An 11,336-nucleotide genomic window follows, 5' to 3' on the forward strand; every position below is an offset into this window, starting at 1 on the left:
CTGTGTGCCTCACTCTCGTCATGAAAGTGCACCGGTGGAGGGGGGACGAACCACAGCGGGTGGACCGCCTACTTCGCGTTGTTCGTGTCGCGCATCGACCGGGCGGTCTGGCCCGCCAAGGAGTCGCCGCCGACCTCCGCATTGTGCGCGTGCGCGAGGTGATGCAGGCCGAACACCGAGTCCATTCCCGAGCGCAGCCCCATCAGATCCTCGGCCTGGTTGACCGCCTTCTTCGTGAGCGCGAGACCGAACGACGGCATCTCGGCGATCTTCCCGGCGAGGGTGAGAGTTTCCGATTCGAGATCCGCACGCGGTACGACGCGGTTCACCATCCCCCATTCACGTGCCTGGTGTGCCGTGAAACGCTCGCCGGTGAACAACACTTCCTTGGCCGCCCGGGGGCCGAGAACCCATGGATGGGCGAAGTACTCGACGCCGGGAATGCCCATCCGCACCACGGGATCCGCGAAGAACGCGTCGTCCGAGGCGACGATCAGGTCGCAGGTCCAGGCGAGCATGAGCGCGCCCGCGATGCAGGCGCCCTGCACGCTGGCGATCGTGGGCTTCGGAATTTCGCGCCACCGGCGGCACATACCCAGGTACACCTCGGACTCGCGGGCGAACCGCTGATCCGCCCCCGCCTTGTCGACGTGATCCCACCACAGCACGGCTTTGCGATCGAATGACACATCGACATCACGCTCCGGAGTACCAATGTCGTGCCCGGCGGAAAAGTGCTTGCCCGCACCGGCGAGCACGATCACTTTGACCTCCACATCGTCGACCGCCCGGGTGAACGCCGCATCGAGCGCGTAGGTCATGGCCGAGTTCTGCGCGTTCCGGTACTCGGGCCGGTTCATCGTGACCACGGCGACCGGTCCGCGTCGTTCGTAACGGACGACTTCGCTCATCGGCTCTCCTTCAGCAGTCGCTTCAGCACCTTGCCGGACGCGTTCCGGGGGAGTTCGCCGCAGAACTCCACCTGTCGCGGTACCTTGTAGTTCGCCAGATTTCGTTTGCAGTGAGACAGAATGTCCTCCGTAGACACGGAAGCTTCCGGCTGCAGCACGACGAATGCCTTGCCGACCTCGCCGAGCCGCGCGTCGGGCACACCGACGACCGCTGTCTCGGCTATTCCGGGAACTCGCGCCACGACCTGCTCGACCTCCGCCGGGTAGACGTTGAAGCCGCCGCAGATGTACATGTCCTTGATGCGGTCCGTGATCGTCAGATAACCGCGCTCGTCGAGGCTGCCCACGTCGCCGGTGTGCAGCCAGCCGTCGCTGTCGATTGCCTTCGCCGTCGCGTCGGGGTCGTCGAGGTAACCGAGCATGACATTGGGACCGCGCAACAGGATCTCGTTCGTCCGGGGATCCGTGCGGACCTCGAATCCCGCCGTGGCACGGCCCGACGTGTGTGCGACCGTCGTCGGATCGTCTCCTGGGCGGCACATCGTGGCCACGACGGCTTCGGACAGCCCGTAAGCGGTGAGTACCGTGTCGAAGGCGAGCTCCGCCTGCATGCGTTCGACCAGCGCGACCGGAACCGTCGCCGCACCGGTCACGGCGAGCCGCAGACTGTTGAGATCGCGATCGTTCCGGAGGGGACTGTCCAACAGCATCTGGTAGATCGTGGGCGCACCGGGCAATACCGTGATGTGCTCGGTTTCGATCAGCCGCAGGGTCCGGGTGACGTCGAAGATGCGCTCCGGAACGAGCGTCGCGCCGGTGAGCAAAGCAGCCAAAATACCTGCCTTGTAGCCGAAACTGTGGAAGAATGGGTTCACGACCAGATAGCGGTCGCTGGGCTGGAGATCGCCGCATTCGGCCCACGCGCGTGCGACCGCCAATGCCTGCCGATGAGCAGACATCGCACCCTTGCTCCGGCCCGTCGTGCCGGAGGTGAACAGGATGTCGCTGACGTCGTCCGGCCGTACGGCCGCGGCGACCTCGTCGACGCCTGTGGTGTCCCCGTCCCAGTTCGCCGGCTGGGTCAGGTCCACCCGCAGCACTGTGTCCGGAAGCTTCGCGCCCGATTCTTCCAGCAGTGCCAACCGGTCCACGCCCAGGAACGTCGACGCGACGATCAGTGCCCGGGCGTGTGTGCGGTCGAGGAGATCGCGCATTTCGGGGCCGGTGAACCGGGTGTTGAGCGGCACGAGTGTCGCGCCGACGTGCAGGGCGCCGAGCGCCGCCACGACCCAGTGGTGGGTGTTGGGCGAACAGATGACGACCCGGTCTCCGGGGCGGATTCCCTCGGCGAGCAACAGGCCGGCGCAGTGGCGGACGCGTTGGTGCAGCTGTGTGTAGGTGAGCCGGAGCGGTCCGTCGACCACCGCTTCGCGATCGCCGAAGCGTTCCGCTGCACGGACGACGGCGGCCGGGATGGTTTCCATGAAGCTCTCCCTAGCAAGTGCTTGGTAGGGTAGCCTACGCAGGACGCCGGGTTTTGAACAGAGGCCCGGGACGAGAACGGTGCACGGACATCGGGGCTGACTCGGTGGGTGTACGGGAGGGATTTTGCGGCTCCTGGGCAGGAGTTGCCGGCTTGGCGACTGTTGGGCCGGAATTGCCGGTGCGCTCGAGGCAGCGGGTAGCGCTGGCAGAGAACCGGGCCAAGGACTGGGTTGCTGGTGCGGTGGAGTTGCTGGGTGTCGGATGGCGAGTCGAGACGGACGGTGTGCAGCGGCCTGGCGACTGGGGCGGCGGTGATGTGTCCGCTCGGTGCTCGGTGTTCGGCGAGGCGCAGAGGCCGGATGCGGGACCGAACAGGCCCGGCCGGCGATCGTGGCTCGGGACGTGGAAAGACCCGCGGCGCTCGAACTGCCGCGGCGGCGCCGTTCGAGCTGCGGGAGCGCTTGAGCGCGGAGGGCAGGGCCGTGGACGAAAGGGGCGGAGATGGCTGAGCTCAGGGAACGGCTGCGAGCGTGGCTGGAGGAGAACCTGAACGGGCCGTTCGCTCACGTCCGCGGGCTCGGCGGTCCCGGCCGCGAGCACGAGGCCTTCGACGAGCGCGTGGCGTGGGAACGGCACCTCGCCGCGGCGGGATGGAACTGCCTCGGCTGGCCCGTCGAGCACGGCGGCGCCGGCGCGAGCTTGGCCGACCAGGTGGTGTTCCACGAGGAGTACGCACGGGCGGACGCGCCGGCGCGCGTCAGTCATCTCGGGCAGGAGCTGCTCGGGCCCACGTTGATCGCCTTCGGCACGGCCGAGCAGCAACGGCGGTTCCTGCCGAAGATCCGCGATGTCGAGGAGCTGTGGTGCCAGGGGTACTCCGAGCCGGGCGCCGGTTCCGATCTCGCGGCTGTCTCCACCTCGGCGCGGCTCGATGGGGACGAGTGGGTGCTGCAGGGCCAGAAGATCTGGACCTCCCTCGCGCACGTCGCCGACTGGTGCTTCGTCCTCGCCCGCACCGAGCCGGGATCGAAGCGCCACCACGGGCTTTCGTACCTGCTCGTGCCTTTGCGGCAACCCGGCGTCGAGGTCCGGCCGATCCGGCAGCTGACCGGCACCAGCGAGTTCAACGAGGTGTTCTTCGACGGCGCGCGCACCGCGAAGGAGCTCGTCGTCGGCGCGCCCGGCGACGGGTGGCGGGTCGCCATGGGCACGCTGGCGTTCGAGCGGGGCGTGGCCACGCTCGGGCAGCAGGTCGGCTTCCGTCGGGAGCTGACGGCGCTCACGGATCTTGCGCGCGACAACGGGGCCGCTGACGATCCGGTGATCGCGGAGCGGCTCGCCCGGGCGTGGATGGGCCTGGAGGTGATGCGTGCCCACGCCGTGCGCACGCTGGGCTCCACGGAACCCGGTGTGGCGGAAGTGTCCAAACTGGTCTGGGCGAACTGGCACCGCAGCCTCGGCGAGCTGGCGATGACGGTGCGGGGTGCGGCGTCCATGGTCGAGGAGGACGTCTGGCGCCGAGTGTACCTGTTCAGCAGGGCGGACACCATCTACGGTGGATCCAACGAGATCCAGCGGAACATCATCGCCGAGCGGGTGCTCGGCCTGCCGCGGGAGGTGCGTCCGTGATCCCCGTTCCCGGCTACCCCAAGGGGGCGAACCTGTTGCAGGACAAGGTCGTCGTGGTGACCGCGGCGGCCGGTACCGGCATCGGGTCGGCGGTGGCGAAACGCAGCCTCGAGGAAGGGGCGCGTGTCGTGTTGAGCGACTGGCACGAGCGCCGGCTGCGAGAGAAGGCCGAAGAACTGGGAGAAGTCCACGCCATCCCCTGCGACGTAACGAAAGAAGACGATGTGCAGCGGCTGATGGACGGCACTGTCGCGGAGTACGGTCGCATCGACGTGCTCGTGAACAACGCCGGTCTGGGTGGCAGCAAATCCATTGTGGACATGTCCGACGAGGAGTGGTCGCGGGTCCTCGACGTCACCCTCAACGGCACCTTCCGCGCCACCCGCGCCGCGGCCCGGGCCTTCATCGCCCAGGGTGAAGGCGGCGCCATCGTGAACAACGCGTCCGTCGTCGGCTGGCGGGCACAGGCCGAGCAGGCCCACTACGCCGCCGCGAAGGCCGGGGTCATGGCGCTCACCCGGTGCGCCGCCGTGGACGTGGCACCGTACGGGATCCGGGTGAACGCCGTCGCGCCGAGCCTGGCGATGCACCCGTTCCTGGCCAAGGTCACCACGGAGGAGCTGCTGGCCGAACTCACCGCCCGCGAGGTCTCGGGGAGGGCCGCGGAACCGTGGGAAGTGGCGAATGTGATGGTATTCCTCGCCAGTGACCACGCGTCGTACCTGACCGGTGAGGTGATCTCCGTGAGCAGCCAGCATGCCTGACCAGAACTCCGGCCGCCGGGCCGAACTGCTGACCCTGGCCGCGCGCCTGTTCGCCGAGCACGGCTACCGGTCCACGACCGTCCGCGACATCGCCGACGCCGCCGGCATCCTGTCCGGCAGCCTCTACCACCACTTCGACTCGAAGGAGTCGATGGCCGACGAGATCCTCGCCGGCTTCCTCGACGAGCTCTTCGGCACCTACGCCGAGATCGTCGCCGCCGGGTTGGGGCCGCGCAAGACCCTGGAAGCCGTCGTGGTGGCCTCGTTCGAGGCGATCGACGCGCACCCGGACGCTGTCGCAATCTACCAGAACGAGGCCAAGCAGCTGGCGAAGCTGCCCCGGTTCGAGTACCTCGACCGGCGCAACACCGAGTTCCGCGAGCTGTGGACCGGCCTGCTGTCCGAAGGCGTGCGGGAGGGCGCGTTCCGCGCCGACCTCAACGTCGAGCTGACCTACCGGTTCATCCGCGACACCGTCTGGGTCGCGGTCCACTGGTACGACCCGAAGGGATCGCTGTCGGCGGAGGGCATCGCCCAGCAGTACCTGGCGATCGTGCTCGACGGGATCGCCGCCCGCCGCCGACCGGTGAAGAGGAGGCCCGATGGCTGAGGCGTATCTGCTCGACGCGGTCCGCACCCCGGTCGGCAGGCGAGGTGGTGCACTGAGCGCCGTGCACTCCGCCGACCTCGGTGCGCACGTGATCAAGGCGGTCGTCGAGCGCACCGGCGTCGACCCGGCGCTGGTCGACGACGTGATCCTCGGCTGCACCGACACGCTCGGCCCGCAGGCGGGCAACATCGCGCGTACCGCGTGGCTCGCCGCGGACTACCCGGACCACGTGCCCGGCGTGACAGTCGACAGGCAGTGCGGATCGAGCCAGCAGGCGGTCCACTTCGCGGCGCAGGCGGTGTTGTCCGGGACGATGGACCTCGTGCTCGCCGGTGGCGTGCAGAACATGAGCCGGATCCCGATCAGTGCCGCGATGCTGGCGGGCCGGGAGTTCGGCTTCGACGACCCGTTCTCGGGTTCCAAGGGCTGGCAGGAGCGGTACGGCAGTGTCGAGGTGTCCCAGTTCCGCAGCGCCGAGATGATCGCCGAGCACTGGGGGATCAGCCGCGAGACGATGGAGGAGTACGCCTACCGCAGCCACCGGCGGGCGATCGCGGCCATCGACGAGGGACGGTTCGACGCGGAGATCGCGCCTCTCGACGGTTTCCGCCACGACGAGGGGCCGCGGCGGGACACGACCCTCGAACGGATGGCCGCGCTCAAACCGCTGAGTGAAGGCTCGCGGCTCACGGCCGCGGTGGCGAGCCAGATCTCTGACGGTGCGAGTGCCGCGTTGCTCGCCTCGGAGGCTTTCGTGCGTGAACACGGTCTGACACCGAAGGCACGCGTGCACCACCTGTCCGTGCGAGCGGCCGACCCCGTGTGGATGCTGACCGGTCCCATTCCGGCGACAGCGCACGCCTTGCGCAAGACCGGGTTGAGTGTCGACGACATCGATCTCTTCGAGGTCAACGAAGCCTTCGCGAGCGTCGTGCTCGCCTGGCTGGAGGAAACCGGCGCCGACCCGGAACGGGTCAACGTCAACGGCGGGGGAATCGCGCTGGGCCACCCGATCGGGGCGACCGGTACGAAGCTTCTGGCCACGCTCCTGCACGAGCTCGAACGGCGCGGTGGCCGCTACGGTCTGCAGACGATGTGCGAAGGCGGGGGGACCGCGAACGTGACGATCATCGAACGGCTGTGAGCCCGGCTGGTCACCGGGGCAGGACGGGAGACCAGAAGTCCAGCGGCACGCGGGCCCGGGCGTGGCCGGTCTCGTCGAGGAGGGCGCCCATCAGCTTCACCGTCCGCAGCGTCACCGCCCGGTCGACGATCTCCACCCACGGCAGCTTGGTCACCATCGCGCCCTCCAGGCCCGTCGAGTCCGCCGGCGTCCGCAACCACGCCACCACCAGCAGGTTCGCCGCCCCGCTGATCGCCGCGCACATCCGGATCTCCGGCAGGGTCGCGAGCGAGCGGGCGGTCGACTCGAGCCGGTCGGGCGGCACGCGCAGCCACAGCATCGTCGTCACCGGGGCGGGTGACAGGGAGCGGGCGAGCTCACACCGCAACCGAAGCGCCCCGCTCGCCAACGCGATCTCCACGCGCCGCCGTACGGTGCTCGCGCTCGTGCCCAGCCGAGTCGCCAGTTCGGCGTACGGCAGGCGGCCGTCTTCGCCGAGCACGAGCAGGAGCGAGCGGTCCAGCTCGTCGAACCGCGGTGCCCCCGCCGGTGGGCGGACACGCGTCGCCAGCGCTTCCTGTTGTCCCGGGGAAATCGCGCGCACCTGCCACCGGCTGCCCTCGCTGAACAGCCGCGCCGACACGAGGGTCCGCGTACGCGCCACGCCCGGCAACGACGACAGCCGGTGCACCACGTACTCCGCCACGCTGCCGAACTCCGCCCCCACGACGTGGACGAGCAGGTCGCACGGCCCGGCCACGCACTCGACCGTCGGCACGTGCGGGTCCGCCGCGAGGGCGGCGCCGGCCTCCAGCGCCCGGCCGGGCGCGCAGTCGACCTGCACGAACGCGACCGCCATCCGGGACGCCAATGGTCCGGCCGGGTACGCCGACAGCCAGGCCCGGCCTTCGTCGACCAGTGACTCCCACCGCCGGGCAGCCGTGGCCGCCCCGATGCCGAGGGTCTCCCCGACGAGTGACCACGGCGCTCGCGGGTCGATTTGCAGAGCGTTCACCAAACTGAGGTCGGTCTCGCTCAACATGGTCGATCCTTCTCCTCAGGCGGCTCGAGATGACGGAATCCTCGCATTCGCCACGTGCTCCTGCCCGTTACCGCAACATCGACGATCAAGCACGGGGAAGGAGACCGATGGACCTGTGGAACGAAGCGGTCACGCTGAGCGACGAGCTGGTACGCCTGCGGCGTGAACTGCACCAGATCCCGGAGCTCGGTCTGCAGCTGCCCCGGACCCAGGAGAAGGTCCTCGAAGCGCTCGACGGGCTTCCGCTGGAGATCAGCACCGGCCGTGACGTCACGTCCGTGACCGCGGTCCTGCGGGGCCAGGGCGGCGAAGGCGAGGTCGTGCTGCTGCGCGGTGACATGGACGCCCTGCCGGTCACCGAGCAGACCGGCGCCGAGTACTCCTCCCGGCACGAAGGCCGGATGCACGCCTGCGGACACGACCTGCACACCGCCGGCCTGGTCGGCGCCGCCCGGCTGCTGTCGCAGCACCGCGACCGGCTCGCCGGGGACGTCGTGTTCATGTTCCAGCCCGGTGAGGAGGGCTGGGACGGCGCGGGCCGGATGGTCGACGAAGGCGTGCTCGACGCCGCCGGGAGGCCCGTCGACGTCGCCTTCGGGCTCCACGTCATGTCGTCGGGCTTCGCCAAGGGCGTGTTCGCCTCCCGCCCCGGTCCGTTGATGGCCGCTTCCGACGGGCTGTTCGTGCGGGTCGTCGGCGCGGGCGGGCACGGCTCGCGTCCGCACCAGGCGCTCGACCCGGTGCAGGTCGCGTGCGAGATGGTCACCGCACTGCAGACGATGATCACCCGGCGGTTCGACGTGTTCGATCCGGTGGTCGTCAGCGTCGGCACCTTCCACGCGGGCACCCAGCGGAACATCATCCCCGACGACGCGCGGTTCGAAGCCACCGTTCGCAGCTTTTCCGCGCAGGCAAGGGAACTGGCCGCGAAGTACACCGTCCAGGTCTGCCGGGAGGTCGCGGCCGCACACGGGCTCGAAGCCGAGGTCGACTACGTGCTCGAGTATCCGGTGACGGTGAACTCCGGGCCCGCGTACGACTTCGCGGCCGCCACGGTGCGCGACGTGTTCGGCGAGGAGCGCTTCCAGCCGTTGCCCAACCCGGTCACCGCGTCGGAGGATTTCTCCCGGGTACTCGACCGTGTGCCGGGCGCGTTCGTCTTCCTCGGCGCCTCCCCGGCCGAGAACCCCGAAACCGCCCCCTTCAACCATTCCCCCCTCGCGGTGTTCGACGACAGCGTGGTCGCCGACGCCGCAACCCTGCTGGCAGAGCTCGCGGTGAGGCGGCTCGCACCCCGATAGGAGGCAACTCCGTGCGCCCGTACTACTTCGTGCCCCTGGTTCCCGCGCTGGCGCTGACGGTCATGCCGTTCCTGCCGTTCGTCAACAGCACCGGACTGTGGTTCGGGCTGCCGAAGATGATGGTGTGGGGCGCGGCCTGGTGCGTGCTGTGCACGCCCGCGCTGCTCGTCGCCGAACGGATGATGGCCAAGCGGGGGGAGGACGAGTGACGGTCACCCTCGTCTTCACCTTCGCCGGGATCCTGCTGATCGGCGTGCTCGGTTTCCTCGGCCGCCGCACGCCCGCGGCCGACCTGTCCGAATGGGCGGTCGGCGGGCGGAAGTTCGGCGCCATCACCATGTGGTTCCTGCAGGCCGGGGAAGTGTTCACCACCTTCACGTTCCTCGGCATGGCGGGGCTGGCGTTCAGCGGCGGGGTCGCGGCGATGTACTCGCTGCCGTACGTGCCGATCGGTTACCTGGTGCTGTTCTTCCTCGCCAAACGCCTGTGGTCGCTGGGCAAGGAACGCGGCTACCTGACGCAGAGCGACTTCCTCGCCGACCGCTTCGGCAGCCGGTTCCTCGGCACGCTCTCGGCGGTCCTCGGCGTGTTGTTCGTCCTGCCGTACCTGCAGCTGCAGATCACCGGGCTCGGCCTGATCGTCAAGCTGGTCACCGGCGACACGGCGTCCTCGACGCTGTCCATGGTCGCCGGCTGCGTGCTGGTGGTCGCGTTCGTGCTGTGGGCCGGGCTGCGCGGCGTGGCCGCCACGTCGTACTTCAAGGACGTGATGATGCTGGTCGTGCTGGTGGTCCTGCTGGTCACGGTGCCGGCGCACTTCGCGGGCGGCATCTCCGGTGTGTTCCACCGGATCGACCAGCTGCACCCGCAGCTGCTCACCGTGCACGCGGGCAGCAACGACCACACGTGGTTCATCACGAGCATGCTCGTCAGCGCGATCGGCGTGGGCCTGATGTGCCTGCCGCACTCGTGGCCCGCGGTGATGTCCGCGCGGGACCCGAAGGTGTTGCGCCGCAACTACACCTGGATGCCGCTCTACGAGCTGTGCCTGCTGCTGCCGATGATCATCGGGTTCGCCGCGGTCCTGGTGCTGCCCAAGGGATCGGACTCCAACGGCGTGCTGCTGAACCTGAGCAAGGATGTGCTGCCGGGGTGGGCGACCGGGCTGGTCGTGGTCGCGGCGATCGCGACCGCGATGGTGCCGGCGGCGGGCATCCTGATCGGCATCTCGTCCCTGGTGGCGCGCAATATCGTCCGGGTGCGGGCGCCGCGTACGCAGTTCTGGGTCAACCACGGGACCGTCGTGTTCGCCTGCGGTCTCGCGCTCCTGCTGGGGATCTTCCGGCCCGACCTGCTGGCGAACCTGCTGCTGCTCACCTACAGCGGATCGGTGCAGCTCGCGCCGGCGAACGTGCTCGGGTTCACCCGCAGCGTTCCCGTCGGCAAGGGGCCGGTGCTGGCGGGGATCATCGTCGGCGAGGTCGTGGTGATCTGGCTGACCTTCGTCGACAAGGACCTGGTGGGCCACGTCAACGTAGGCCTCGTGGGACTCGCGGCGAACCTCGTGGTGCTGCTGGCCGGGGTGCTCGTCGAACGTGTCACGAAGGCGGCGCGGAAAGCGGAGGTGGCCGGGGTATGAGCCGGATCCTGTTCACGGGAGGCCAGGTTTTCGACGGCACCGGAAGCGAACGGGCCACCGGGGATGTCGTGGTCGAGGACGGGCTGGTCGTCGACGTCGGCACCGGTCTCGACGGCGACGAGGCGGTCGACTGCACTGGGATGACCGTGCTGCCCGGGTTGTTCGACTGCCACGTGCACGTCGTGATGTCGGGGGTCGACCTGCTGCGGTCGGTGCAGTCGCCGTTCTCCTACCAGTTCTACGAGGCGGCGCGGAACCTGCGGCGCACGCTCGAAGCGGGCATCACGACGGTGCGGGACGCGGGCGGGGCGGACCTGGGCATGCAGCGGGCGGTCGCCGACGGGCTGATTCCCGGGCCCCGTATGCAGATTTCGGTCAATGTCATCAGCCAGACCGGCGGGCACGGCGACGACTGGATGCCGTCGGGGCAGTGCGCGGGGCCGTGGATCCCGCACCCCGGCCGTCCGGCCGCGATAGCGGACGGCCCGGACGAGGTGCGCAAGGTGGCGCGGACGCTGTTGCGCGCGGGGGCGGACGTGCTGAAGGTCTGTACCACGGGCGGGGTGTTGTCCCCGGGTGACGACCCGCGGCACTCGCAGTTCACGCCCGGGGAGCTGGAGGTGCTCGTCACCGAGGCGGGTATGCAGGGCAAGTACGTGATGGCGCACGCCCAGGGTGCGGAGGGCGTGAAGAACGCCGTGCGCGCGGGTATCCGCTCGATCGAGCACGGGATCTTCCTCGATGACGAGGCGATCGAGTTGATGCTCGAGCACCGGACGTGGCTGGTACCGACACTGGTCGCGCCACTGGCCGTCCTCCGGTCGGCGAAGGC

Annotated in this window: 11 protein-coding genes; 8 read left to right on the plus strand and 3 right to left on the minus strand. The window is 69.3% G+C overall.

Annotated features, from left to right (window positions below; translation table 11 throughout):
• Positions 1–68: 68 nt before the first annotated feature.
• The gene (locus tag FHX82_RS23465) at positions 69–911 is read right to left on the minus strand and encodes an enoyl-CoA hydratase (protein WP_145938002.1); all 843 of its coding nucleotides are present in this window, start codon (positions 909–911) and stop codon (positions 69–71) included.
• Positions 908–2,395 carry a FadD3 family acyl-CoA ligase gene (locus FHX82_RS23470; protein ID WP_145938001.1) on the minus strand — a complete coding sequence of 496 codons (1,488 nt, stop codon included), beginning with the start codon at positions 2,393–2,395 and terminating at the stop codon, positions 908–910. The genes FHX82_RS23465 and FHX82_RS23470 overlap by 4 nt, the downstream gene beginning before the upstream one ends.
• A gap of 502 nt (positions 2,396–2,897) precedes the next feature.
• Between FHX82_RS23470 and FHX82_RS23475 the strand changes: the two genes are divergently transcribed.
• Genes FHX82_RS23475 through FHX82_RS23490 form a run of 4 tightly spaced genes read left to right on the plus strand, consistent with a single transcriptional unit; the run spans position 2,898 to position 6,543 of the window.
• Entirely contained in the window at positions 2,898–4,025 is a 1,128-nt protein-coding gene (locus FHX82_RS23475; protein WP_145938000.1) for an acyl-CoA dehydrogenase family protein, read from the plus strand.
• Positions 4,022–4,789: an SDR family oxidoreductase gene (locus FHX82_RS23480; protein WP_145937999.1), complete on the plus strand. Its 768-nt coding sequence runs from the start codon at positions 4,022–4,024 to the stop codon at positions 4,787–4,789. Before FHX82_RS23475 ends, FHX82_RS23480 begins: the two co-directional genes overlap by 4 nt.
• Positions 4,782–5,399, plus strand: coding sequence for a TetR/AcrR family transcriptional regulator (locus tag FHX82_RS23485; protein ID WP_145937998.1), 618 nt, complete (start codon positions 4,782–4,784; stop codon positions 5,397–5,399). The genes FHX82_RS23480 and FHX82_RS23485 overlap by 8 nt, the downstream gene beginning before the upstream one ends.
• Entirely contained in the window at positions 5,392–6,543 is a 1,152-nt protein-coding gene (locus FHX82_RS23490; RefSeq protein WP_145937997.1) for an acetyl-CoA C-acetyltransferase, read from the plus strand. Before FHX82_RS23485 ends, FHX82_RS23490 begins: the two co-directional genes overlap by 8 nt.
• A gap of 10 nt (positions 6,544–6,553) precedes the next feature.
• On the opposite strand, the gene FHX82_RS23495 is transcribed toward FHX82_RS23490, so the two are convergent.
• Positions 6,554–7,564, minus strand: coding sequence for an Lrp/AsnC family transcriptional regulator (locus FHX82_RS23495; protein ID WP_145937996.1), 1,011 nt, complete (start codon positions 7,562–7,564; stop codon positions 6,554–6,556).
• A 107-nt stretch (positions 7,565–7,671) separates the two neighbouring features.
• Between FHX82_RS23495 and FHX82_RS23500 the strand changes: the two genes are divergently transcribed.
• The 4 genes from FHX82_RS23500 to FHX82_RS23515 form a co-directional block, all read left to right on the plus strand.
• On the plus strand, positions 7,672–8,865 hold the full coding sequence (locus FHX82_RS23500) for a M20 metallopeptidase family protein (protein WP_145937995.1): 1,194 nt from the start codon (positions 7,672–7,674) through the stop codon (positions 8,863–8,865).
• Between the two features lie 11 nt (positions 8,866–8,876).
• Positions 8,877–9,074 (plus strand): hypothetical protein, encoded by a 198-nt coding sequence (locus FHX82_RS23505; RefSeq protein WP_145937994.1) that lies wholly within the window; start codon positions 8,877–8,879, stop codon positions 9,072–9,074.
• The gene (locus tag FHX82_RS23510; RefSeq protein ID WP_145937993.1) at positions 9,071–10,504 is read left to right on the plus strand and encodes a sodium:solute symporter family protein; all 1,434 of its coding nucleotides are present in this window, start codon (positions 9,071–9,073) and stop codon (positions 10,502–10,504) included. Before FHX82_RS23505 ends, FHX82_RS23510 begins: the two co-directional genes overlap by 4 nt.
• A partial coding sequence (locus FHX82_RS23515) for a metal-dependent hydrolase family protein (RefSeq protein ID WP_183176783.1) occupies positions 10,501–11,336 on the plus strand: 836 nt, incomplete at its 3' end. The genes FHX82_RS23510 and FHX82_RS23515, both read left to right, overlap by 4 nt.

It is taken from the genome of Amycolatopsis bartoniae (assembly GCF_014191255.1).
Taxonomy (GTDB): domain Bacteria; phylum Actinomycetota; class Actinomycetes; order Mycobacteriales; family Pseudonocardiaceae; genus Amycolatopsis_E; species Amycolatopsis_E bartoniae.